The following is a 25,409-nucleotide window of genomic DNA, read 5'->3' as shown; positions in this document are numbered from 1 at the left end:
CAAAAAGGAATGATCATGACCGAGACAACGGAAACCGTGGCCTGCCCCATGTGCGCGACCCCGTGTGAAATATCGACCAATGGTTCCTGGTATTGGATTCAATGTCCGGTGTGCGGCTATTTGAGCAAAAAATACGACTCCAGGGACAAACTCAAAGAAGCCCTTGATCCGACCTCCGGGAAAAAATAACCAACGAACCTCCCTACGCATACGAGAAAGCCCCCTGTGCTGCATGCAGCACAGGGGGCTTTCTCGTATGAAAGACGAAAGGCATTTCTCGCGCAGAGGCGCAGGGACGCAGAGGTTTGAAGCGGAGCTTCAAACAAAAACCAAGCGCTCCATCTGGAACATGGGCTCAGGATTCCGGAGCCGGCCGATCACCAATGACTTCATCCTTCCTCTGCGCCTCCGCGTCTCTGCGCGAGACCGCCTTTATCTTTTCGCCGTTATTTCGTTGAAATCAGATCCTTATTCCGAAACGGCATATTCATCCCGAAATGATGCCCGTCCATACCCTCCATGGACTCGGTGTGACAGACATTGCAGTTGTTGTTGGCCCCTATGGGCAGATTGTTTCCCTGATACTGCAGGGGCGGAATATTGTCCCGGTCACGGCCGTAGATATTGGTGGCCGGATAATTGGCATGGGTCGATCCGTGGCATGCCTCGCACATGATGCCCATATCCCCGGTTCGGGACCGGAAGAGCTCCTCGGGGCCCGTGGTCCAGGTGTTGAAGCCCGAGATGTCCCTGGATGCCGGTGGTTCGAAATATACATGACAATTCAGGCAATCGGGCTCGTTCTCCCAGGGGTTTCTGGGATTGATGGCCTCCCGGGAATCAACCACCCGAGGCGTCAGATTGGCCATCAGCCGTGAGGCACCTTCAATGCCCCGCTGTTCCTCGAACTTGAGCAGACTCAGGGCATGGTCCTCGAGCGTGCCGTGGCAGTTGATGCAGGTCAGTCCGACACCGGCGTGAACTCCGCGCAAACATCCTGTGGCCCCGGTATTCTTGGAGGGATGACACCGGTAACAGGCCTTTTCATCCCGCTCGGTCAGGTAATTGGCATGCCAGCCATGGATGGCCGCGGGAAAGTTGAGCACCCCGTCCATCCCCTTGGTCCCGAGCACAGGGTCGGCGTGGCAGCTCTGGCAGAGGCGGGGTTTCCCGTTACGGGCATCCTCGAGCAGGGTGGTCTTGTTGATCCGGTCATGCACAGCCAGAATATCGGCAGAGGTCTCGTCCGTGAATCCGGCCACGCCCGCAACACGCCAGGTCCCGCCATGACAATTCTTGCATCCCATTTCCGTGGAGGTAGGGGCCACGCATCTAGTGGTGGCCAGCACCTTCCCGGTTTCCTTGTCCCTGGCCGTGACCGTGAACAGGGGATAGGGATTGAAGGTCCCGTCATCCGGATAAGGAACCACCGGAATGAGGGTGGCCTCGAAACCGTTGCCCCCGTGAATCGGCTGCATCACGCCAGCAACCTTGTTTCCGGAAAGCCCGACATTCTCCGCAAGAGATTTGTCAAGGCCGAACAACGGCTGGGCAAACTCCCAAAACCGGACATGACCGGCGGGATTCTCAAATCCGGCCTCGACCTGATACGACAGCTCGACATCCTGGGTGATTATTTCAGGCCACTCTCCCCGCTTGATGAGCTGGGCAAAGATATCATTGGCCGGCGGCAGCAATGTCCAATAGGGATCACTGTCGGAGATGCAGTGCATACCCAGATTGTTCCAGGCCAGAAGCACGTAGTCGTCGTTCTCCTTGGCCGGGACGGGTGTTGGAAGCTGGGCCGGCTTCTGGGCCGGACCATCGCTCAAATGCGGATTGCCCTTGTGCAGTCCGTCAACCACATATCTGGCCAGGGCCCATCGTTCCTGTTGGGTGCCCACAAAAGGCGGCATGTACCTGACGAGTTTGCCCTGCCCGTTGAGATGGGAGTCCATCCCGAAGACCGTGAATTTCTCGGTCAGCGGGAGAATATTGTTCATGGGCCCGCCAATGGAATGGCAGCTGGCGCATTCGAGCTGAAAGAGCTCCTTTCCGGCCTGGATCTCGTTTTCCGGGGACACGGATTTGACCGCAGCCCATTTGGCGACCGGGAGGACGCCGGAGGTGTTCAGCGCCTCCACCTGAGAGGGCAGAATGGAATTGGAATACATATATTCATTGATCAGATAGGGTTTTCTGGCCGCCTCGCGGGAGAACTCGAAACACCCCATGTATCCCAGCCCGATGGCCAGAAGCACAAACGCTGCAGGCCGTTTGATGGTCGCGGGCATCCTGATGGCCATGAACAATCCACCGAGCATGATCACCCCGCCAAGAACCAGAAATCCAGGCACGAACAGACCGAGCTTCTGGATCTTGAAGACGACCATCTCGTAGGCGAAATCGGGCAGCGTGGCCACATACCACCATCCGGACAGGATCACCCCTATAAAGGGAAGTATGGTCCACAGGGAACAGGAACGAACCACGGACAAACGGGTGGTTTCATCCTCTATGCGGGTTGCGGTGACAAACCCGAACAGCCCGGCGAAAATACAGGCAATAAAGGTTCTGAACAATACCGATGGCCAGAATACCGGGTTGAAAAAGCCGTCCCAGAAATTACCCGTTTCGATCCAGTTGCCCGGGGCGAGCATGAAATTGATGATCCCGGTGATAAAAAACAGGGAGAGCCAGGCAAAAACGAAATACAGCCAGCCCACAATGAGGTGATCGCGGGCCTTCATGCGGTCAAAGGCATAGAAATACACGAGCAGGGCAACGATTTCACCCAAGAAACAGACCCATTCCGTGGCCCAGCCAAACACGAAGGTGTGGATGAGGGTTGAAGTGGCTTGAGGACTGATCAGAGCAATGGAGAACCAGATTCCTACCCCGGTGAGCCCTCCGAAAACCATGCTCAAAAGCAGAAAAAATTTGGTATGCTTCTTCACATAGGCGAGCATGGTCGGCGAGTTTTCCCTGCGGGCCTTGTGTTCCGTCAGGACGAGAAAAAGTCCGCCGCCTACGGCGAAATGGGCCACATAGACGTGGACCACGGCAATCAGAGCGATCCAGAAACCGCCGGCCAGCGTTGTCAGTTGCCAGATGGGATATTCCACGGATCAGCCCTCCTTACCCGAACGCAGATAGAGATTGATCATATAAGCCACAGCCACAAGGCCGATAGCCAAGGTGACAAGGAAGAGAACAAAGGGAGAAACCTGCGGCGCAAGGGTCAGATCCGAGGGATGAAAATAGGGTTTGAGATACTCCAATCGAACCATGGACCGAACAGTGGCCATCAAGGAAACCGTCACTACAATCGACCCGACGGACAGGAGAATCCTCCGGGTAAACCCCGCGTAGAGGGCCACCAGGCTGACAGTCAGAGCTGACAAAAAAACCCCGGTTGCAATCCCGTTATCTCCCATAAAGGCGAGCATGACCTCGCGCTTGAGGCTTAAAAGAAACCAGGTCCCAATGATGAACTGGGCCAGGGTCAGGGAGGTGAACCATTTCAGCCCGATGGAGATATACGGTTCCCCTTCTTCGCCCTTGCGGGTCAGCATGTATCCGAGGAGCGCGACAAACAGCCCGCCGACCGCCATGGAAGCGGTCACGAAATGGAGGTACCGGGGAATAAGGGTCGGGTCCGAAAGATTGAGCAATGTTCCGGATGTGTTGGAAAAATAACCCGTCCAAACATCAGGAACGATCATCAGGGTCATGGCGTTGCTAAAGGTGAATGAAACCGCCACGAGAAGGGCTATGGCAAGGCCCAGGACCAGCTTGCGGTTTCCACCCAGGACATCGAATTTGAAATCGTAATAATACAATAAATAATAGGCAGAAATGACCAGAACAATGATCGAAAGCCAGTACACGGCTATGAGGATGGTGGTTGTATACAAAAGATGCCCATAAATGACCTGGGCAAAGAGCAGCGGGGCCACGCCCATGTTCACTGTCAGGGCAACCAGAGTGGGGAGTTTGGTGGACAAGGACTTGGCTACGGGGGAAATCCCCTGCCCGTTCCGTCCCTTGACGAAAAGGGCGATGATGCTTCCTCCGAACATGGCGTTCATGAACAGAAGATGCAGGACAAAGGTCAAGATACCCAGAACCTCGAACCAGATCCAGGGTACGGAGATGGGGTCGGTAGCAGGGATGAGCTGTGAGGGGTCCATGGTCACTCTTCCTGGTTAGAATGGAAAACAATCGGAATACGGGCAGGGATAACGTATTCCAGAAAATTGTTCAAGAATGTATGGGGATTCCTGCAGGGCACATTTGTTCTCAGGTCCGGCTCTCCCGGTTGGAGGCCTTTTCTGTGCACTGCGTCCTGAACACTGCGCACTCCTGTCGAGTCCTATGCCTCCCTGACAATATCTCTTCCGTGCTCGTCCGGTTTCACGAACCGGATCCAATAGCGGCAGGCCAATTGAATGCCCACGGCAAAAAGAATGGCCACAACCCCCAAAAGGACGTCGAAATAGGGAGGAGCGGACAGGCCGATGCGCATGAGCGTGGTACTCACTGCCAGACCGGCATTGCGAAAGACACTCGGAAAAAAGGTAAAATACTGCTGAGCAATGAGGACGATGAAGATATCGGCAAACACCAGGGCGGTATAGCAGGTGGAAAAGAAAGGAATCAACGGGATACCGTCCAGGGCGTGAATCACGTTGTACGCCCCCACACCGAGAAAAAAGCCAAGCAGGACCAGGGCCAGGAGTTTCTTGGTGGCCACGAATCCATCAAGAAAGGAGAGGTCGCTGAACCGCTGCAAGGGTTGCCTCAGGGCAGAGTACACCCCCAAAAGCAGAAAAATGACCAGGGCTCCGAAGCCGTCGGCCATGATCCGCAGCACCGGATCGACGTGATCGGCAAGGGTCAGGACATCGGAAAAATGGACCAGTTCATTAAAGGCGTGACGGAGAAGAATCAGACAGAAAATCTGGAATTGCTTGCCCACGGCCCGGGTGAAGGACTTGGGCAACACAAAGACCATCTCAATGATCTCGACAACGAGCACCAGGGTGAACACAATGTGCACAGCCTGGAAGAGATTGGTGGGGATGAAGGAGGCCGGGAATCCAGGAAGGAATCCCCATTCGTTGGTCTGAATGAGAATGAGAGAGAGGACAAAAACAAAGGCCAGGGATCGGCCGAACCAGACATGTATCCTGTTGAAATACTCATGACAGATATCAAAGAATCGGGAAGCGTATTGCAAGGCAACCTGCATCTACCTCTCCTCTGTGCCCGTCATGAACAATTGTCATGTCTGGCCCGACCCGCGATCCCCGGCCGTTATGGTGAGAATTTGCGAGAGGGGTACAACTTCGGCAAGATTGACTCTACTTAGGATGACACTGGGTACATGACATGGGACCAGTAGGCTTGCCGGCCTTTTTGAGATCCTTGTGACAGCCCTTGTAGCACAGATTGTGATAGGCTGTTTCAAAGTACTTGACGTTTTTCTTTTCAGCGCCCTTTGCAGCCACGATATCGTGGCAGCCGGAATCCGTACACTTCTTGATGGGGCTTGCTCCGTCCCATGTGTGGTGACAGTCCTGGCATTCGAACTCGGCATGTTTGACATGTGAGAAGTTGACAGGGTTTTTCTTGGCATCGGCACCTTCAGGGGCCTTGAGCAGCATGTCTTCGGCCGGTGCATCAACAGCGAAGGCACTGGGTACGGCAAACATGCAGATCAGGGCCATGCTGAACAGGCTGACCAGTAAAGACTTCTTCATAATAATTAACCTCCAACGCATCAATGATACAAATAAACGCAACAGATACAGCGTAATACTTCACCCTCTCGCAAAAAGTGAAGGCCACTTTCTTGTTCCTGCCTGTAATCTTCAGAGGGCGAAATGGCAAGCGCCGGATTTCACTATTTCAAATTGGCGTTGACAAAATCCCAGTTGACCAGCTTGTCCAGAAATGCGGCCAGATAATCAGGACGGCGATTCTGATAATCCAGATAATAGGCATGTTCCCAGACATCGGCTGTGAGCAGAGGATTGAGGCCATGGGCCAGAGGCGTATCCGCATTCAGGGTTTTCATGATTCGCAAGGCATCACCGTCCTGAACCAGCCAGGCCCATCCGCTGCCAAACTGGGTTGCCCCGGCGGTTTTGAAATTATCGGCAAAGGTGTCATAGGAACCAAAGGTCGATATGATTTTATCTGCAATAGGACCGGTAGGTGCACCGCCGCCGCCGGGTTTCATGCATTTCCAGTAAAAGGCGTGATTGAAGGCCTGGGCGGTGTTGTTGAAGATGCCGACACGGGCGTCGTCTCCAGCCGTTTTCTTGATGATCGTCTCCATATCCTGACCTTCGAGATCAGTCCCCTGGAGCAACTTGTTCGCATTGGTCACATAGGCGTTATGATGTTTGCCGTGATGAAACTCCAAGGTCTGGGCACTGATGACCGGTTCAAGGGCATCTTTGGTATAGGGAAGTTCGGGAAGCGAAAAGGACATCTTGATTCTCCTCCTGGTTGATGTGAGATTGCAGACAATCGTAAAAATAGTTCTTATTAATTAAAATCTAATCATTCTTTCGCCAAAATCAAGGCAAAAGGCAAGGAATAAAAAATGTGCAGGGAATACACCAACTGCCCGCACGATTCCGCTTCCGCTTCCAGGCACCCCCGTAAACGCATGAATCAGCGGCCATGTGCCATGCCATTTCTCGGATTTTCCCTGACGTATTGACAAAAAATGCCAAATACTCAAAAAAAGTTATTACTATTCAACTGCGTATTTCCAACAATCAGAATTCTGAATGGAAGAAATTAAACAAGTCTGTTTGTCCAGGCGCAAAGATACAAGGAGACGAGCTATGAAAAAATTCGAATGCCCCTGCGGGTATGTCTATGATCCCGAACTGGGCGATCCCGAAAACAGTATTCCGGCAGGAACCCCCTTTGAGGACCTTCCTGAAGACTGGGTTTGCCCCAAATGCGGGGCTGAAAAAGAGTTTTTTGAAGAATTGGATTAAGCTGGATTTTGAGCACGACGAGGCGGAACCTTTTGGTTCCGCCTTTTTTACTCCTTTTCAAACCACCTGCCCCTACCTGATCGACTCCTGAAAAAATCGCACCTCTTCAGCACGAGAACGCGCCATGAGGTAGTGTCTTTTACCGGGAGGATCAAAACATGATGGGCCACCAGTAGCCGGCCAGTACAATAATTGCTTTTTTCTGCGCACTGCGCCCTGTGTCCTGCGCACTTTTGCCCTACGCACTTTTGCCCTACGCACTTTTGTGTCCCGTCCCTTTCACGACCCTTTTTTCCAACTTTCTCCTTAACCGTCTCTGGTCCACCGAGCAGGCACAAAAGATATAGCGATAACAGTTCCTGATATGGACAATGAATCCGATTCGGGTTATCGAAAAAAAGCTGCGTCATGTGGTTTTTCTTCTTGGAATCTTGAAATTTTTTATGGTATTTTTTAAGTATAGTTACGCTCAATCACTTATGCACCCGGAGGTCTGTATGAAAAAAACAGTTCTTTTTGCCTTTAACGGCGACCCCATGTGTTTTGTCCACGTTCTGCTCAATGCCCTGGATATGGCACAAAAAGGCCGGGAAGTGGGAATCGTCATGGAAGGTGCGGCCGTGAAACTTGTCCCGGAACTCGCGAAAAACGATCACCCGCTCCATCAATTATACACCAAGGCCACGGACAAGGGACTCTTTTTCGGGGCCTGCCAGGCCTGTTCCGCCAAGCTCGGGGTCCTTGCCCAGGTCAAGGAAACAGGCATGACCATGCTCGCGGACATGAATGGCCATCCCTCCATGGCCGGCTATATGGATCAGGGATTCACCGTGATCACCTTCTAATGCGGCCAGGCCGCAGTTTTAAGCTTTAGGTTTTAAGTTTTAAGTTCAAGCGGTTACGGAATTTTCTTGTTTTTATTACAGAATTTTCTGAGTAAGGTACTAACGGGTCCTGCACGACCATGCCCTGTTCGCAGTCGGTTTCCCGGCCAATGATCACCCTTCATCCAGGGAGCAAATCATGCCCTCCTTTGTCAAAAACATGTGCTCACTCTATGTGGACGGTTTCCGATCCATGGTCCTGGGGCGCACGTTGTGGAAGATCATCCTGGTCAAGCTCGTGGTGATATTCGGGGTGATCAAGATCTTCTTTTTCCCTGATTTCCTGGCCACCACCTACGCCACGGACCAGGAACGGACCGATCATGTGCTCTCGGCGCTGACCATGGACACCAACGATCCGTCATCCGAGCTGTTGGACACCAAATGACGGGGTGTCATCTTTCATAAGGTCGTTTCAACCTGTATAAGATATCATTCATCCTGCATCTTTTATCTTCCTCAAAAGGGGCTCACCGTGTTAGAACAAATCGATTGGAGTCAGGTCAATTGGGCCAGGGCTCAATTCGCCCTCACGGCCATGTTTCACTGGATTTTCGTGCCTCTCACCCTGGGACTTTCCTTTTTGCTCGCCTTTTTCGAGTCATTGTACGTGAAAACCGGCAATGAAACCTGGAAAAGGATCACCAAGTTCTGGATGTCCCTTTTTGCCGTCAATTTCACCATTGGAATCGCCACCGGACTGATTCTGGAATTTGAGTTCGGCACCAATTGGGCCAACTATTCCTGGATGGTCGGAGATATCTTTGGTGCCCCGCTGGCGGCTGAGGGCATTTTTGCCTTTTTCATCGAGGCCACCTTTTTCGCGGTCATGTTCTTCGGCTGGAATCGAGTCTCTAAGGGATTCCATCTCTTTTCCACCTGGATGGTGGCCATTGGATCAAACCTCTCGGCCCTGTGGATTCTGGTAGCCAACGGGTGGATGCAATATCCCGTGGGCATGGCCTTCAATCCCGAGACCGCCCGATTCGAGATGGAAAATTTCTGGCAGGTTCTCTTCTCCCCCACGGCCATCGGCAAGTTCACTCATGCCACCAGTTCGGGATTTCTTCTGGGCAGCCTCTTTATGGTCAGCATCTCCGCATGGTTCCTGCTCAAAAAACGACACACGGACATGGCCAAGAAGAGCATGGTCGTCGCCTCGGTCTTCGGTCTGCTGACCTCGGCCTTTGTCATCTTCACCGGTGACGAGGCCGCCTATACCAGCGCCCGGGTCCAGCCCATGAAACTCGCGGCTATGGAAGGTCTGTACAAGGGAGAAACCAACGCCGGCCTGGTCATGCTCGGCATCCTCGACCCTTCACACATGCCGGGAGAGGACGACGATCCCTTTCTCTTTGACATCAAGATCCCGGGAGTCCTCACCCTGCTGGCCAACCGGGAGCTGGGCACCTTTGTCCCCGGGGTGGACGATATCGTCTATGGCAACGAATCCCAGGGCATCATGAGCACGGGTGACAAGATCAATCAGGGACGGGCAGCCATCAGGGCACTTGACGATTTCAAGAAGGCCGACAATGAAGCCCAGGCCCAGGTGGCTTTGAACGAATTCAACAAGTACAAGGAATTCCTGGGATACGGCTATCTGACGTCTCCGGAACAGGCCGTCCCTCCTGTGGGGCTGACCTTTTACAGCTTCCATATCATGGTCATGCTCGGGTTCCTGTTCCCTGTGATCTTTCTTGGCGTCCTGTTCTTCCTGTTCAAAAAGACCCTGGAAAAACAGACCTGGTTCCTGCGCTTCACGGTACTCTCTCTGCTGCTCGGATATGTGGCCCAGGAAACCGGATGGATCGTGGCCGAAGTCGGACGCCAGCCCTGGGCCATTCAGGGACTTCTGCCCGTGGGCGTGGCCATTTCCGATCTGACCACGGGAACCATTCAATTGACCTTTTTCATGTTCCTGACCCTTTTCACTGTCCTGCTCATCGCCGGCATCAGGATCATGACCCGACAAATCGCTCTCGGACCGGAGGAATAATCCATGTTTGGACAACTCACACACAGCCAACTTCAGGAACTCTGGTGGATCGTGGTTTCCCTGATAGGTTCCTTGTTCGTGTTCATGACCTTTGTTCAAGGGGGGCAGAGCCTGCTGGGCACCCTGGCCAAGACGGACCGGCAGAAATCCCTGGTCCTCAATTCCCTGGGCCGTAAATGGGAGCTGACCTACACGACCCTGGTTCTGTTCGGCGGGGCCTTTTTCGCGGCCTTCCCCAAATTCTACGCCACGAGCTTCGGCGGGGCCTATTGGGTGTGGATCCTGATTCTCTTCACCTTCACCCTTCAGGCAGTGAGCTATGAATTCCGGAGAAAAGAGGGCAACCTGCTCGGTCCCAGGGTGTATGAAACCTTTTTGTTCATCAATGGATCCCTTGGCATTCTGCTCATCGGCGCGGCCGTGGGAACCTTTTTCACGGGTTCGCATTTCCAGATCAATGCCTTTAACCTGGGTTCGTGGAAACACCCCTTGCGCGGACTCGAGGCCGCCCTGGTCCCCTTTAACCTGGCCATGGGCCTGCTCCTTGTCTTTCTGTCCCGTGCCCTGGGGGCCATGTACCTGGTCAACAACATCCGACACGCAGAGATCGAGAAAAAAACCAGAGCCGCGGCCTTCAGAAACTTTCTCTATCTGGTCCCCTTTCTCCTCTATATCCTCTACAGCCTGCTGACCATGCAGGGATTCGCCCTGGATCCGGCAACCGGAGCCATTTCTCTGGAAAAGGGCAAATACTTTGCCAATCTCATGGCCATGCCCGTGGTCATGCTCCTGCTCATCGCAGGTATCCTGCTCATTGCCACAGGAGCCGTGGCCACCGGATACACAAACAAACGGCTGGGCATCTGGCTCGCCGGACCGGGTACGGTGTGCACCTGTCTGGCCCTCTTCTTCCTGGCCGGATTCAACAACACGGCGTTCTATCCGTCGGTCTTTGATCCCCAGAGCAGTCTGACCATCTACAACGCCTCGAGCAGCCACTACACCCTCACGGCCATGTCCTATATCGCCCTGGCCGTGCCCTTTGTCCTGGCCTACATCGCCTGGGTCTGGAGATTGATGGACAGAAAAAAGCTCGACGTATCCGAATTCGAAGGGGAAGCAGCCAAGGAATTATACTGAAAAAGTACGCAGGACGCAGTGCACAGTGCGCAGAAAAAATGCGAAAGGCATGCACACGCCAACGATGCAGCGCCATCTCGTAGGGGCACGGCGCGCCGTGCCCTGTTTGAACGGCCCCGGGGAGACGCGTGTTAACCAGATTCATCCTCACGGACATCTGCCCCGACCACCAAGCCACCAAAGGAGACCATCATGTCAGCTGTACTTCTCATCGGATGGGTCATTCTCATCGCGGCCTCGTACAAGGGGGCCGAATTCGTGCTCAAAAAGACCAATCTGCTCTAACCGCCGGGGGATGATTCCTTGCAGACAGGAATCATCCCCCGATTTACACCCAGGAATCAGGCATGATTTGCCCCTTCCCTGCCGTGTACGCGCTCCTTCATGACCAAAACAACTGTCTGCATTTCCTGGTATCTTTCATGGTCGGACAATCTCGTTTGATAACGAATCCGACCACAGGACGTGAAAGCAACAGACATACCCCCGTGATTGCCCATCCTTCTTGACGCATACGAGGCCGACACTTAGAGAGACAGGACGCTTTCAAGCTCTCCTGCGCAAAGGGGGCGGCCCAGGAGCAGCCCCTTTGACGAAGCATCGTGTCCCAGCCCGGATTCCGGTTCAGGAAGGGGTATGACACGCACCACCCGGGCTCTTTGCCTGCATCGGCCTTTTTCCGTCACTGTGGAATCCGGACCTTCATGCCATGAAAAAACGAACCATCTTTCTTGTGTTGGCAATCCTGGGGTATCTGACAATTATCATCGCCCTTCAGTCTGTGGAGTCTACTGGTCCTGACTCGAATATCCGAACCCTTTTCGACGCATTCTGGTATTCCCTGGTCACGTTGACCACAGTGGGGTATGGCGACTATTATCCCACAACCATACCGGGCAAAATCCTTTCCTTCACCCTGGTGGTAGCCAGCATCGGGGTACTTGGATATTTTGTCGGCAAACTCACCGAACACATCCAAACCGCTGCAGAGAGGCGAAGAATGGGATTGAACGGCACTGATTTTACTAATCACGTGATCATTGTAGGCTGGAACGATTTTTCCGAAGGAGTTGTTACCCAGTTGATCAATGCAGGCAAAAAGGCCTGCGTGATAACAGATACCAAACCACATATCGATCTGGTCTATGACCGCTTTCCACGTTCGCAGGTCTTTGCCATCCATTCAGAATACGGATGCCGCGATTGCCTGATCAAGGCCAATGCTGCCAAGGCGATCAGTCTGATGCCCTGTCTGGATGACGACACCAAAAATCTCATTTTTATTTTGAATGCCAAGAAGGACTATCCCGACCTCTCTTTTGTGGTCACCCTGGACAACGCCGAACTCAAGGAAACCTTTTCCAACGCCGGAGTCAGCTTCACCATTTCCAGAAACGAAGTGGCTTCCAAAATCGTGGCCAGCTATGCCTTCGAACCCTCGGTGGCCCGATTCAACGAAGATCTGCTCGCCTCGGCGTCCAAAAATGAGGATTACGACATCCTCCAATACTATGTCACGCCAACCGGTCCCTTTGCCGGAACATCCTATGGCAACGTATTTACAACATTGAAGGATACCTGCAACGCATTGGCCATCGGCCTCAGCCGGAAGACCGGCAGGGAACGAACCCTGTTCAAGCTCCCGGGCAACGAGATGCAGGTCCTGGCAAAGGATTATATCCTGGTCATGGCCTCGGGCGGCTCCCTGAAACAATTGTCCGAACTCTTCGGCTGCCCCGAAGGTCTGTACGAGGGCGACCGTTGAGACTGTTTCTGTATGCAGGGGGCTGGTGATGACTGAACCTCTTTTGAACCCGTGCCGCTATCCCGGTCTTTGACTCCTTCCAGCCTCCGGCACGGTACGTTGGATGCCATCCGAAACAGATCGTCTGCATTGCGATCATCCCGAAGAATGCGATCATCGACCGGTCCTGAGGGTTGCCCATCTTCCTCTTCGAGGGGACCGTTCGCCGTACTCCACCAGAACCAAGAGCGCCCGCAGGGATTATTCTCCCGGTGGGCGCTCTTGGTTCTGATCCGCACTCCATGCGATTCGTTCCCGGAAAATACTCAGGACCACCTAGAGGGTCCGAGACCTTCGCTTCTTCCAACGTTTTGATCCCGGTTTACATCCCTGCCCCCTTCGCTGATACAAAAAAATCCCAAAAGAAAACATGGGGACAGATAAAAAATTACTGTCTTGAAAATTGACTTTGATCTTTAAGTGATGGTCAAGATTGTTTTTGCCCGCACCGATATTGAATAAAGCCTTGCCTCTAAGATTTTTTCCGGGCAATATGTAATAAAATATATTGGTTGAAGATCTGTAACCAAGGGTACCCTCTACATGCGCCAAACAGAGACGACCATTACCGCATCCGATCTGGAAGAGGCCATGGAACAATCCATGGAGTTGTTTGAAGCGCCGGCGGAAAGTATCATTGTCACCGAGCTGGACGCAGACAAATTCAAAGCCGAACTTTTGGATCACAACGCAGATGTGCAGGTGAAGATTTCGCCGGACAAGATAACGGCTGCTGTCGTGGATTTCCTGCCTCCCAAAGGAAAAGGTCGGCATCTGAGCCGGGACGAGTTTCTGGACAAGATCCGCCAGGCCGGTGTGGAAATCGAATCTGACACCCGGATTGTGGACCGGGTGCTCCAGGATATGGCCGGCGACCTGGATGTCTGCGGAGCCATCGTTGCCAGAGGCGTCGAGCCCGTGCCCCCTGTGGATGCGTCCATTCGTCCCAGGGGTGATTGGGATCTTCCGGTTTTTCCCGGGGATGTCATTGGCCGGTATGAGCCTCCTGCGCCGGGCACCGACGGTTTGGCGGTGACCGGAGAAACGCTGCCCTTTCCTGACCTCAAGCCAAAGGACATTTCCTTTCCCGAGGATGGCGGATGCCGACTGGACAAAGAATCCTCGCAGGTGATTTCTGATAGATACGGCCTGGCAACGGTGCAGGACGGGCAGGCGCGGGTTCGGCCCCTTGTTTTTGTGGATACCGACAAAATGGCGGTCAGAGCCACCATTTATGCGCAGACCTTTGCCCACGAGCCGATAACTCCCGAGCTTTTTCAAAAGGTCCTCAAACAGATGAACGTCATGGTGGCCTTGAGGAAACAGGCCTTGGAGCAGGCGGTGGCCCTGGCCGTTGAAACGGGTTCGCCGGTGGAAGATGTTGTTCTTTGCCGCGGAATTCCATCCCAAAAGGGCAAAGACGGCTATTTTCAGCTGGAGGTGCCTTCTTCGGCCGACGACGCCGACCATGGCAAGGAAACAGAGGGCGGTCGAATCGACTACAAAGCCAGGAATAGGATCCAAGCCGTTGCAGCCGGCGATCTGCTGGGCCGCCTCATGCCTCCGCAACCAGGAGCGCCGGGGCGCGATGTGCTGGGCAATCCCATTCCCGTCAGAGAGGGACGCCCCTTCAAGCTGGTGACTGGTGAACATGTTCTGGTCTCTGAAGACGGGAATGAATTTCGGGCCGCAGCCGAGGGAATGGTCTTTTTCCGGGGCAATACGCTCAAGATAACGGAAATTTTTCAGATAAACGGCGATGTGAATCTCCAGGTGGGCAATGTGGTGCTCGAACGGGGATCGGTCAACATCACCGGATCTGTTCTGGCCGGATTCCGCGTAGAGGCCCCGGGCAATATCGTGGTCCGGGATGTGGTGGAAGACGCTGTCCTTGTAGCCGGAGGAGACGTCGTAGTTGGCTGCGGCATTGCCATGCAGCAACAGGGGTCCATCCAGGCAGAAGGAAACATTTCCGCCATGTACGCCCAGAACGCATCCCTGCGCGCGGGCAATGAGGTGAACATTGCTCACGAAATGAACAATTGCTCGGTGTTTGCCAGGCAGAAGGTGGTGGCCACCCGGGGGCGGGGAAAAATTGTCGGCGGTGTAGTGCGGTGCGGCCAGGAGGTGCTGGCCAGGGAGATCGGCTCACCCATGGGTGTGAAAACAGTTATTCTGCTGGGCGTGAACCGCAGCATGGAAGAAAGTCTGGCGCGGAAAAGGGAATTGAAACAGACCCTGGAAAAGATCTATACATCCCTGGGCAAAGATGATGTCAGGGATATCCTGAAAAAGTTCCCCCAGGAAAAGCGCCAGGACGTGGCCCAGATTCTCAAGACCCGGCTGGCCTGTGAAAGGGAATTGCAGGAAATAAGAGCCCGCATCGCCCAGGAGCGTGAAGATCAGCGGGAAATGTTCGAAAAGGTCCGGGTCAAAGCCTTGGCAGTGATTCATCCCGATGTGACCATCAAATGCTTTAAGGGGTATTTTAAAACCACAGAGACCTTACCGGCTCCAACTATTGTCTACGACCTGGCCCAGGGCCAGCTGGTTTTGGCTTAAAAATTTGGGGGGCAGGTCAGGCAAAAAGTTGCTGTCATGTCAGGCTTCCCTTTGATGTCTTGGACAAAGCCCAATCTGCCTGTCCCAGAATCTCACCTGCTGCCCCTCCTCCGTGATCAGATCATGTCGTTCGACAGCAAATCCGACCGCAGATCTTTACGGCAAAAACCACGCTCTTATGATTGCCCATCTTTCTTGACGCCTCCGAGCCCGGTACTTAGAGAAGCTGGGCGCCTTCGATTTCTCCTGCGCAAATGATATATTCGATTTCTCCTGCGCAAATGATATAACCTGCAAACAGCCCGTTTGACGAAACATCGGGATCAGGTTCAGGATTTCCATCCTGTTGGCGACCGATCTCGGGGCGCGACTATTTGATTTTCTTCTTTTTTCACCCATGGCCCGCCTCTGATTGTTCAACCATGCCGAAACGGTATCCACGATCCGCACTTCCGGGATCACCTCGCACCAAGGTCCCTTTTATATGTTCATTTTCACGACATCGTCTCTGTATCGAATCGCCCTGGCAACCCTTTTTCTGCCGCTTCTGCTCGGAGTTTTTGCCCCGCAGGACTCCCTGGGGGCCAAGCCGCGCAAAAATGTCCTGCTCTTCAATTCCTATGAGAACGGCTATTCCTGGTCGGACACCATCGTGCAGGGGGTCAAACAGCGCTTTGCCCAGAGCCCGTACACCGTGGATCTCCAGGTGGAATACATGGACTCCAAGCGGCACGCATCCAGGAGCATGCAGGAGATGCTCCTGGAGCTCTACGCCTACAAATTCAAGCACACCCGATTTGATGCCATTATCGCCTCGGACAATTATGCCTTTGAATTCCTCCAGGAACACGGCCCGGCGTTTTTTCCCGGGGTACCGTTCGTTTTCTGCGGGATAAACGATCTTGACGGCCGGGACATCCTGCACAGAGAGCTCTTTACCGGAGTTGGCGAGAGCATCGACGCCGTGGACACCATCAAGCTCGCCCAGCGACTCCGGCCGGGCACACGAAATATCGTGGTCATCGGCAACAACGACATCACCAGCCAGGCCATCCGCAACCAGGTTGCCAAGGCCCTGGAGAACTTCAAGGATTCCCTGGATGTTGAATTCTGGACCGAATATTCCCTGGATGAATTGCGCGCACGGGTTCCGGGCATCCCCAAGGACACCATCATCTACATGATCCCCTTTTACAAGGATGCCCATGGGCAGTTCTATTCGGCCGAAGAGGTCCTGGACTCCCTTGCGGAGGTTTCCAAAGTACCCATTTTCAGCAACTGGCACTTTTTTTTAGGACACGGGATCGTCGGGGGCCGTTTGCTCGACGGCAAACAGGTCGGCGCGCTGGCCGCCGAACAGGTGCTCACCCTCTTTCAGGGGGCGACCCCCGAAGAGGTCCCCATTGTCGAGGAGTATCTGGGCGAGTACAGCTTCGATTACACCATGCTCAAGCGCTTTTCCTTTGATCAGGACGCCCTGCCTCCCGGCAGTGTGATCATCAATCAGCCGAATCGGTTTTACGCCCTGGACAAGCAGATCTTCTGGCTGATCATGGCCAGCATTGTCGTGCTGCTGATCATTTCCCTGCTGCTGATTCTGAACATCATGCAGCGCCGCCGGATGGAAGACGACCTGCGTACAGCCGAGGAAAAATATCACAGCATCTTTGAGAATTCAGCCCTGGGCATCTTCCGGACCACCCCTGACGGACATTTCCTGGACACCAATCCCGCCATGGCCCGAATGCTCGGTTTTGATTCCCCAAGCGACCTGGTGGAAAACATACAGTCCCTGCCCAACGAACTGTTTGTCGACCCCCAACGCTGGGAAACCCTGCTTGCCGCTAACAACGAGTCCGGTGAAACCATCAACTTTGAAAATCGATTCAAGCGCAGGGACGGGACGGTCATCATTGCCAATCTGCACGTACGGGTCATTCGCAAATCCGATGGAACCCTTACATACATGGAAGTATTTGCCGAGGACATCACCCAACGGATCAGTCTGGAACGTCAACTCCTTCAGTCCCAGAAGATGGAAGCCATCGGGACGCTGGCAGGCGGAATCGCTCACGATTTCAATAACATACTGACATCGATCATCAATTCTACGGAACTCGCACTCATGGATATCGACGAGGATTCCATGACCCATGAGGATCTGACCCGGGTACTCACTGCCTCCCAGCGAGGCAGTCGACTGGTCAAACAGATCCTGACCTTCAGCCGGCCCAGCCAGGAGGGGTTCGTGCCCATCAATGTCTCGGAGGTAGTCCATGAGGCGGCCGGTCTGATCAAGGCCTCGTTTCCGGGCAACATTCGAGTCGGAGAACATATCGTGACCCCCCGCATCCAGTGCTTGGCCGATCCCACCCAGATCCACCAGATCGTCATGAATCTGTGCACCAATGCCTTTCAGGCCATGCGGACACAGGGAGGAGATGTGAGTTTGATCCTGTCCACGGAGATTCTGGCTGGAACCAGGGCCAAGGTTCTGGATGTGTCCCCCGGCTACTATGCCAAGCTGACCATCGAGGACAACGGCCCCGGCATGGAACCAGATATCATCGACAAAATCTTCGACCCGTTCTTCACCACCAAGGACAAGAGTGAGGGGACCGGACTCGGACTGGCCGTGGTCCATGGGATCGTCAAGGGACACAAAGGCGCCATAGAGGTATGGAGCCAACCGGACGAGGGTACATCCTTTTCCATCTACCTGCCCTTGGCCGAACAGCCGTTGACCGACACCTCCACCGGGGTGGACCGTGCCATTGAGAGAGGTTATGGAAGAATCGTTTTCGTGGAGGACGATGCCGACCAGTTGCAGACGATCCCCCGTGTCCTGGCCCTGCTCGGATATAAGGTCACCCCGGTCAAGAACGCGCGTAACGCCCTTCGGATAATCGAGCACCAGGCCGAATGCGATCTTGTCATCACAGATTTCGACATGCCGGAAATGAACGGCCTGGAACTGGCCCAAAAAATCATGGACACGGCTCCACATCTACCCGTGATCATGGTCTCGGGCAGAAATATGGCCATTGAGGCTGAGGCCACCAAAGCCCTACCCAATATCCGAGAGATCCTGCCCAAACCCTATAACAAGACGACCCTTTCTGCGGCCATTTGCCGTGTTCTCGGCAGCGCTGAAACAGCCGATCTCGGCTAGATCACGGGATCACCCGGCGCAGACCATAAGCGAACCACCTCAGACCATATTATGAACACCATTCTGATCATCGATGACGACATTCAGGTTTGCGAAACCATGCAGAGCCTGATCTCCCGCATGCGTTTCTCCTGCCGATGCGTACACACCATTGCCGAAGGGCTGAAATGCCTGGCAGAAGAACCCGTTGATGTGGTCTTTCTGGACGTACAGCTTCCTGACGGCAACGGCCTGGACGTCCTGCCCGAGATCAAGGGCGCGCCCTCGGAACCCGAGGTGATCATCCTCACGGGCAGGGGCGACCCGGACGGCGCTGAACTGGCCATCCGAGGCGGAGTCTGGGACTATCTGGTCAAACCCTCCCCGATCAAGGACACCATGCTCACCCTGAACAGGGTGCTGGCCTATCGCAAGGAAAAGGCCAAACAAAAAGCCCCCATGGCCCTGAACCTGGAAAACGTGATCGGCAAAAGTCCTGCCATGCGGGCCTGCTTCGATCTGGTCGCCCAGGCTGCCCAATGCGATTCCAATGTTCTGATCACCGGAGAGACCGGCACGGGCAAGGAGCTTTTCGCCACAACCATCCATGCCAACAGCTACCGGTCCGAAGGCCCCTTTGTGCCGGTCGACTGCGCCGCGCTCACGGAAAATCTCCTTGAAAGCATTCTCTTCGGCCACGTCAAAGGGGCCTTCACCGGGGCCGACCGGGACAGAACCGGGCTCGTCAAACTGGCCGACAAAGGGACTTTGTTTCTGGACGAAATCGGGGAACTCCCCCTGACCACCCAGAAGGCTTTTTTGCGCTTCCTTCAGGAACGAACCTTCCGGCCCGTGGGCGGACAACGGGAAATACAGAGCGATTTCCGTCTCATCGCCGCCACCAACAGGGATCTCGAGATCATGGTCGGCAAGGGGACCTTTCGGGAAGATCTCTTTTTCCGGCTGAAAACCATCCAGCTCAAGCTCCCTCCCCTGAAAGAACGCAGGGAAGACATCAAGCCGCTGACACTCTATTTCATCAACCAGCTCTGCGAAAAATACGATAAACCCAACAAGGGCATCGACGCCGAGTTCTTTGCCACCCTCGAGGACTATGACTGGCGCGGCAATGTCCGCGAGCTCTTCAATACCCTGGAAAGGGCCTTTGTGATTGCAGGTGAGGAGGAGACCATCTATGCGGTCCACCTCCCCTCGGATATCCGCATCAAGGTGGCCAGGACCCACCTTCTTTCCAATGGCAAGCCGATCGGAGAAAAACCGGCCGCACAGCCTTCTGTCGTCCCCTCCCCGCCCCTGACGGATCACCCCGAACAACTCCCCAACATCCGGGAATTCCGCTCGGACCTGGAAAAACGCTACCTTGAGGAACTGGTCGAACAAACCGGAGGCAATCTGAAAAAGATCCTCGAATTATCCGGCCTGTCCCGCTCTCACTTCTACGCCATGGTCAAGAAATACGGGATAGAATTCTAGGCCAAACCACAATCCGCACACTCGTTCCCTCCCAAACTTGTCCGAAAAACAGGACCCCCTGATACTTCCTTTTATATCGAGCTACTAGGGCATTCTATCCTGTTTACAGGATGTAAAAAAATCCGTCACCCAAAAATCATCCAGCCCACCGATCACAGTAACTATCAGATAATGCTCGCTCGGATTATTCAGCCCCGTCCCCATTCAAGAGAGAGGGCCGTATAATGACGGGTCGAGTTATCTCCCCCCTTTCCCAATCGTCCTGAATCCAGGACGCTCCCCGCATTTTGGTGCCGACCAAAACTTTCGAGATCCGCTTTTGCTCTGCCAGGCAGGATCTGAACAGTCAGTTCATGCCGCAAAAAATAATGGTCCATCCCCTTTCAAACCACACTCTTTTGGCGTAGGAGAAGCGGGTTTTATCCCGGGATGAGCCATGTTCATTTCTCAAAGTTTGACCAGACCGACAGACAATATTCAAAAGAGGTATATCTCTTGCTTTAGGGGCCTCAAAAAAGTTTTCTCTTCCAGCATACCCATTCTTTCACATTCACCCAAGGCACCCCCATGGATGGAGCATCAAATGATTATTGTACCGAGCCTGAACTAGCCCGTGAGGTCCAGGCCTATGGGGCCAAGGATATGGACCTGTGCATGCAATGCGGCACCTGCAGCGCATCCTGCCCCCTGTCACGCGGAACAGACTCCTTTCCCAGAAAAATCTACCGCTACCTTCAGCTGGGACTCAGAGACAAACTTCTCGCGTCAGTTGAACCCTGGCTGTGCTACTATTGCGGCGAGTGCAACCAGAACTGTCCTCGAGGGGCCGAGCCGGCTGAAACAATGATGGCAGTACGTCGCTGGCTGACCGCTCAATACGATTGGACCGGACTGGCCAAACGATTCTACACCTCGAAAAAATGGGAATTCGGGGCACTTGGAGGGATGGCTCTATTCATTATCCTCCTGTTCGCATTTTTTCACGGTCCAGTGATCACCGACCACGTTTCCGTGAACACCTTCGCTCCAGTGCTGTGGATCGAGATCGGCGATCTGACCATGGCCCTTATCCTTTCTGCCTTTCTCCTCTCCAACGCCTTGCGCATGCACCGGTTCATCATGGCCGGGACCAAAATTCCTTTCAGTCTTTATCTGCATGAACTAAAGGCGTTCGCTCTCCATTTCATCACCCAGAAACGGTGGAGCGAATGCAGGGGGAACCGAGCCCGATGGCTCAAGCACCTTTTTCTGGTCACCGGCTACCTGACCATGATGTCCCTGATCATCGTATTCATCCGCTGGTTCCAGGTGGATGACAGTTCCTGGCATTTCTCCGCCCTGTTCGGGTACTATGCCACTGCGACGATCATGGGCATCACCGGGGAAATGATGTACAGCCGGTACAAACGCAAAGAGCTCATGCACCGGTACTCGGAACTCTCGGACTGGCTCTTTCTGATCCTGTTGTTCTCTACGGCCTTCACCGGCCTGGTCATGCACCTGTTTCGTTTGGCCGGATGGCCCGTGGCCACCTACGTGACCTATGTCATCCATCTGGCCATTGCCGTTCCCATGCTCATGATCGAGGTTCCCTTCGGCAAATGGTCCCATCTGTTCTACCGACCCTTGGCGATCTTTCTCTCCAAGGTCCGGGAAAAGGCAACTAGGCCGTCGGTCTCCGATTTCGAAGAAACAAAAAAACGGGCGCAGGAAACCTTCCTGACCTGTATGCAATGCGGTACCTGCACCAGCGTCTGCCCCCAACCAGGGCTCAGCCCCCGGCTCGCGCTCAGAGCTATCAGTCTGGGTACAGCCACCCGGGATGATGTTGACGCGGCGGCCTGGCAGTGTCTGACGTGCAACAACTGCATGGAACATTGTCCCCGGGGTATCGACATGGCCGGTCTGCTCACGGCTGTGCGCGCCCAGGACGTTCTGGCTCACAACCTGCCGACCCTTCTTGAAAATCCCCTCGAGAGTCTGAGACAGAACAACAATCCCTGGGGAAGCAGCCAGGATCAGCGCACTCAATGGGCCCGCCCTTTCGAGCTGGATCCCTGTTCAACGGGCAAAGAATATTGTCTGTTCACCTGCTGCACCACGGCCCATGACACTGATCCCGCTCAGGGCAGCCGCAGGGCGGGCCAGGCACTGCTCGGGCTGCTCCACAAGGCCCATGTCACCTTCGGGACCCTGGGCGACCAGGAACGGTGTTGCGGCGAACTGGCCCGAACCTCGGGCTCTGAAGAACTTTTTAACGCCTTCAAAAAACTGAACACAACAACCCTGCTCGATACCGGAATCTCTCGGCTTTTGGTCAACTCCCCCCATTGTCTGCAGACCTTCACCCGCCACTACGAGGGGTTGAACGAAAAAATATCCATCCACCACCATACCGAAATCTTGGCCGGTCTAATCCAGGGAAAACGTCTCGTACCCGAACGGTCCGTTCCTGCCAGGGTCACCTTTCACGATCCCTGTTACCTGGGACGTCATGCAGGCATCTATGACCATCCAAGAGACATCCTGGACAGCATCCCCGGGATTGAACGGGTGGAAATGGCCCATGCCCGGGAAAACAGCCTGTGCTGCGGCGGCGGGGGCGGAGGCGCATGGCTGCAGGAGGATTGCCCGCCCGAAAATCGTCTTTCTCACAGGCGGGTTCGTGAGGCATTGGACACCCGGGCAGATATCATCGCCACTGCATGCCCGTACTGCATCCGCATGCTGAATGCGGCCATCCGGGACATGGGTGTACAGGCAAAGATCCGGGTCTGCGACGTGGCCGAACTCCTCGCACAATCCGTAGGAACGGAATCAACGAACATCGATATAAAAAAAATATAATTCTGGATTTAAGAAATTTAAGATATTGCAGGCTGTTACCGTTCTGGTCTTTAATTTCTTAAATTTCTGAAATTTTTCAATTTCCTAAATCATGTGAGATGGCAGGGAAGGCATTTTCGTAGCAGACCATCTCGACATTCATGTTTTCCAAATAGTTTTGGTTGAGGAGAAACATCATGACTGAACGAATCGGTTTTTACATATGCCACTGCGGGGCGAACATCGCCTACCGCGTCCGCGTCAAGGAGGTTGCCGAAGAGATGGCCAAGCTCCCGAACGTGGTCGTTTCCCGGGACTATCTGTTCATGTGTTCCGATCCCGGCCAGGAACTCATTGAAAAGGACATCAAGGAATACGGGTTGACCCGCGTGGTCGTGGCCTCGTGCTCCCCGCGCATGCACGAAAAGACATTCCAGGGGGCCTGCAAACGGGGAGGGCTCAATCCCTATCGGGCCTTCCACATGGTCTGCGTGCGCGAACACGTCTCCTGGGTCACCGAAGATGAGGACGAGGCCACGGAAAAAGCCAAAATTCTGGCCAGGGCGGGCATCGCCCGAGTGGTTCACCAGAACGATCTGACCCCTTCCACCTTTGATGTGTGCACGAACACCCTGATCGTGGGCGGCGGGATCGCCGGGATGCAGGCCGCCCTGGACATCGCATCTGCCGGGTACAAGGCCTATCTGGTGGAAAAGGCCCCGACCATCGGCGGACACATGCTCCAATTCGACAAGACCTTCCCCACCCTGGACTGCGCCGCGTGCATCGGCACCCCCAAGATGGTCTCAGTGGGCCAGAGCAAAAACATCGAACTCCTCTCCTACAGCGAGGTCCTGGATATCTCCGGGTATATCGGCAACTTCACCGTGCGGATCAAAAAACATCCCCGGTATATCGACATGAACAAATGCACGGGCTGCGGGGACTGTGCCAAGGTCTGCCCGGTGAGCTACAAACTCTTTCCCGACCAGAGCGTACCCACGCCCTTCCACTATGAGATCGATCCGGAAAAATGCATCGGCTGCACCCTGTGCGCCCGCAAATGTCCGGAAAAGGCCATCTCCGGCGACAAGAAGCAAACCCATGTCATCGACAATGACACCTGCATCCGCTGCGGCCTGTGTCAGACAGTGTGTAAGAAGGATGCCATCCGCATCGTGGACGCGGACGGCAACCCGCCGGAAACCCTGTTCTCCCAGTGGGACCAGGGGCTCATCACCCGCCACGCGGCCGACATCGCATTCCCCCAGGCCATCCCCCAGGCGCCCACCATCGATCCCGAGGCGTGCATCGGCCTGAACACGGGCAAGTGCAAGAAGTGCGTGGCCGCCTGCAAGGCCGGAGCCATCGACTTCTCCCAAAAAGAGGAGATCGTGGAGATCAAGGTAGGCTCGTGCATCCTGGCCACGGGCTACGACGCACTGGATCCCTCGCCCATGAAAGAGCTCGGGTACAGGACCTCTCCCAACGTGCTCACCAATCTCGAGTTCGAACGTCTTTCCAACGCCACCGGCCCCACCAGCGGCAAGATTCTCAAAAGGGACCCGGACAATCCCCAGAAATTCACCGAAGCGCCCAAGAGCGTGGCCATCCTCCACTGCATCGGCAGCCGGGACATCCGGTACCACGAATATTGTTCCCGGACCTGTTGCATGTACGCCCTCAAATTCGCCCACCTGATCAAGGACAAATGCGGGCACGACACCGAGGTGTACAATTTTTACATCGACATGCGCTGTTTCGGCAAAGGCTATGAAGAGTTCTACAAGCGGGTTCAGAGCGAAGGGGTGCGCATGATCCGGGGCAAGGCTTCGGAGATCAGACAGTCGGGCGACAGGCTCGTTGTCCGGGCCGAAGACACCCTGTCGGCGCGCATGGTCGAGATCCCCGTGGAAATGGCCATTTTATGCACGGCCATGGAACCGCGCAAGGACCTTCCCCATGTGGCCCGAACCTTTGGAGTCACCGTCGGCGGCGACGGATTTTTACTGGAAGAACATCCCAAGCTGGAGCCTGTCTCCACCTCGGCCAGCGGGGTATTCATCGCCGGAGCCTGCCAGGGTCCCAAGGATATCCCGGACACCGTGGCCCAGGCAAAAGCGGCCGCGGCCCAATGTCTGGCCCTGAGCTCCTGCGGCACGGTGGAGGTCTCGCCCATGGTCTCGACCATCGACCCGGACGTGTGCGTGGGGTGTCAGATATGCATCGGCCTGTGTCCCTACGGGGCCATTACCTTCAACAGTCTCAAGGGCATAAGCCAGGTCAACAGCGCCGTGTGCAAGGGCTGCGGCAGCTGCGCCGGCCACTGCCCCAGCGGCGCGGCCAAGGTGCAGCATTTCACGGACAAACAGGTCCTGGCCGAACTCGACGGCATTTTCTGCAACTGCGACTGACCGGGCACCCCGGTTGTGCGCATGGCTGTCGAACCGTGCGTAAAAAGCCGGGATGACGGAAGCAGACATCACTTCACATACTCTAATCAATCATCAGAGAATAGTTACCCTGA

17 protein-coding genes are annotated in these 25,409 nt (G+C 54.6%); 12 read left to right on the top strand and 5 right to left on the bottom strand.

What is annotated here, in order from left to right; genetic code table 11:
* Positions 1-15 precede the first annotated feature (15 nt).
* On the top strand, positions 16-189 hold the full coding sequence (locus tag ACTVJH_RS06800) for a hypothetical protein (RefSeq protein WP_455988785.1): 174 nt from the start codon (positions 16-18) through the stop codon (positions 187-189).
* A gap of 257 nt (positions 190-446) precedes the next feature.
* Here the strand turns inward: ACTVJH_RS06800 and ACTVJH_RS06795 are convergent, their stop codons facing one another.
* From ACTVJH_RS06795 to ACTVJH_RS06775, 5 genes are all read right to left on the bottom strand, one after another.
* Positions 447-3,125 carry a cytochrome ubiquinol oxidase subunit I gene (locus tag ACTVJH_RS06795; protein ID WP_455988783.1) on the bottom strand — a complete coding sequence of 893 codons (2,679 nt, stop codon included), beginning with the start codon at positions 3,123-3,125 and terminating at the stop codon, positions 447-449.
* Positions 3,126-3,128: 3 nt separating this feature from the next.
* Positions 3,129-4,193: a hypothetical protein gene (locus ACTVJH_RS06790; protein WP_455988781.1), complete on the bottom strand. Its 1,065-nt coding sequence runs from the start codon at positions 4,191-4,193 to the stop codon at positions 3,129-3,131.
* A 182-nt stretch (positions 4,194-4,375) separates the two neighbouring features.
* Positions 4,376-5,254 carry a hypothetical protein gene (locus tag ACTVJH_RS06785; protein WP_455988779.1) on the bottom strand — a complete coding sequence of 293 codons (879 nt, stop codon included), beginning with the start codon at positions 5,252-5,254 and terminating at the stop codon, positions 4,376-4,378.
* Positions 5,255-5,366: 112 nt separating this feature from the next.
* Entirely contained in the window at positions 5,367-5,765 is a 399-nt protein-coding gene (locus tag ACTVJH_RS06780) for a cytochrome c3 family protein (RefSeq protein WP_455988777.1), read from the bottom strand.
* A gap of 143 nt (positions 5,766-5,908) precedes the next feature.
* Positions 5,909-6,502 carry a superoxide dismutase gene (locus ACTVJH_RS06775; protein ID WP_455988775.1) on the bottom strand — a complete coding sequence of 198 codons (594 nt, stop codon included), beginning with the start codon at positions 6,500-6,502 and terminating at the stop codon, positions 5,909-5,911.
* A gap of 361 nt (positions 6,503-6,863) precedes the next feature.
* Here ACTVJH_RS06775 and ACTVJH_RS06770 point away from each other — a divergent pair, with 361 nt between their 5' ends.
* From ACTVJH_RS06770 to ACTVJH_RS06720, 11 genes are all read left to right on the top strand, one after another.
* Positions 6,864-7,022, top strand: coding sequence for a rubredoxin (locus ACTVJH_RS06770; RefSeq protein ID WP_455988773.1), 159 nt, complete (start codon positions 6,864-6,866; stop codon positions 7,020-7,022).
* A 497-nt stretch (positions 7,023-7,519) separates the two neighbouring features.
* Entirely contained in the window at positions 7,520-7,867 is a 348-nt protein-coding gene (locus ACTVJH_RS06765; RefSeq protein ID WP_455988771.1) for a DsrE family protein, read from the top strand.
* Between the two features lie 178 nt (positions 7,868-8,045).
* On the top strand, positions 8,046-8,294 hold the full coding sequence (locus ACTVJH_RS06760; RefSeq protein WP_455988769.1) for a DUF4492 domain-containing protein: 249 nt from the start codon (positions 8,046-8,048) through the stop codon (positions 8,292-8,294).
* 87 nt (positions 8,295-8,381) lie between these two features.
* Positions 8,382-9,905 (top strand): cytochrome ubiquinol oxidase subunit I, encoded by a 1,524-nt coding sequence (locus ACTVJH_RS06755; protein ID WP_455988767.1) that lies wholly within the window; start codon positions 8,382-8,384, stop codon positions 9,903-9,905.
* A 3-nt stretch (positions 9,906-9,908) separates the two neighbouring features.
* Positions 9,909-11,045 (top strand): cytochrome d ubiquinol oxidase subunit II, encoded by a 1,137-nt coding sequence (cydB, locus tag ACTVJH_RS06750; RefSeq protein WP_455988765.1) that lies wholly within the window; start codon positions 9,909-9,911, stop codon positions 11,043-11,045.
* A gap of 709 nt (positions 11,046-11,754) precedes the next feature.
* The gene (locus ACTVJH_RS06745) at positions 11,755-12,810 is read left to right on the top strand and encodes a potassium channel family protein (RefSeq protein ID WP_455988763.1); all 1,056 of its coding nucleotides are present in this window, start codon (positions 11,755-11,757) and stop codon (positions 12,808-12,810) included.
* A gap of 582 nt (positions 12,811-13,392) precedes the next feature.
* Positions 13,393-15,411, top strand: a complete 2,019-nt coding sequence (locus ACTVJH_RS06740; protein ID WP_455988761.1) for a FapA family protein — start codon at positions 13,393-13,395, stop codon at positions 15,409-15,411.
* 484 nt (positions 15,412-15,895) lie between these two features.
* Entirely contained in the window at positions 15,896-18,583 is a 2,688-nt protein-coding gene (locus ACTVJH_RS06735) for a hybrid sensor histidine kinase/response regulator (RefSeq protein ID WP_455988759.1), read from the top strand.
* Positions 18,584-18,634: 51 nt separating this feature from the next.
* Positions 18,635-20,056 (top strand): sigma-54-dependent transcriptional regulator, encoded by a 1,422-nt coding sequence (locus ACTVJH_RS06730; protein ID WP_455988757.1) that lies wholly within the window; start codon positions 18,635-18,637, stop codon positions 20,054-20,056.
* A 567-nt stretch (positions 20,057-20,623) separates the two neighbouring features.
* Positions 20,624-22,903, top strand: a complete 2,280-nt coding sequence (locus ACTVJH_RS06725) for a heterodisulfide reductase-related iron-sulfur binding cluster (protein WP_455988755.1) — start codon at positions 20,624-20,626, stop codon at positions 22,901-22,903.
* A gap of 176 nt (positions 22,904-23,079) precedes the next feature.
* Complete coding sequence (locus ACTVJH_RS06720; protein WP_455988753.1) at positions 23,080-25,296, top strand: 4Fe-4S binding protein; 2,217 nt, start codon at positions 23,080-23,082, stop codon at positions 25,294-25,296.
* Positions 25,297-25,409 lie beyond the last annotated feature (113 nt).

It is taken from the genome of Desulfoplanes sp. PS50, from assembly GCF_053851535.1.
The sequence above is the reverse complement of the archived record's forward strand: the minus strand, read 5'-3'. Positions and strand labels throughout refer to the sequence as shown.

Coding starts and splice junctions, on each gene's coding strand:
- ACTVJH_RS06800 (WP_455988785.1), top strand. CDS start 16: ATGACCGAGACAACGGAAACCGTGGCCTGCCCCATGTGCGCGACCCCG.
- ACTVJH_RS06790 (WP_455988781.1), bottom strand. CDS start 4,193: ATGGACCCCTCACAGCTCATCCCTGCTACCGACCCCATCTCCGTACCC.
- ACTVJH_RS06785 (WP_455988779.1), bottom strand. CDS start 5,254: ATGCAGGTTGCCTTGCAATACGCTTCCCGATTCTTTGATATCTGTCAT.
- ACTVJH_RS06780 (WP_455988777.1), bottom strand. CDS start 5,765: ATGAAGAAGTCTTTACTGGTCAGCCTGTTCAGCATGGCCCTGATCTGC.
- ACTVJH_RS06775 (WP_455988775.1), bottom strand. CDS start 6,502: ATGTCCTTTTCGCTTCCCGAACTTCCCTATACCAAAGATGCCCTTGAA.
- ACTVJH_RS06770 (WP_455988773.1), top strand. CDS start 6,864: ATGAAAAAATTCGAATGCCCCTGCGGGTATGTCTATGATCCCGAACTG.
- ACTVJH_RS06765 (WP_455988771.1), top strand. CDS start 7,520: ATGAAAAAAACAGTTCTTTTTGCCTTTAACGGCGACCCCATGTGTTTT.
- ACTVJH_RS06760 (WP_455988769.1), top strand. CDS start 8,046: ATGCCCTCCTTTGTCAAAAACATGTGCTCACTCTATGTGGACGGTTTC.
- cydB (WP_455988765.1), top strand. CDS start 9,909: ATGTTTGGACAACTCACACACAGCCAACTTCAGGAACTCTGGTGGATC.
- ACTVJH_RS06745 (WP_455988763.1), top strand. CDS start 11,755: ATGAAAAAACGAACCATCTTTCTTGTGTTGGCAATCCTGGGGTATCTG.
- ACTVJH_RS06740 (WP_455988761.1), top strand. CDS start 13,393: ATGCGCCAAACAGAGACGACCATTACCGCATCCGATCTGGAAGAGGCC.
- ACTVJH_RS06735 (WP_455988759.1), top strand. CDS start 15,896: ATGTTCATTTTCACGACATCGTCTCTGTATCGAATCGCCCTGGCAACC.
- ACTVJH_RS06730 (WP_455988757.1), top strand. CDS start 18,635: ATGAACACCATTCTGATCATCGATGACGACATTCAGGTTTGCGAAACC.
- ACTVJH_RS06725 (WP_455988755.1), top strand. CDS start 20,624: ATGGATGGAGCATCAAATGATTATTGTACCGAGCCTGAACTAGCCCGT.
- ACTVJH_RS06720 (WP_455988753.1), top strand. CDS start 23,080: ATGACTGAACGAATCGGTTTTTACATATGCCACTGCGGGGCGAACATC.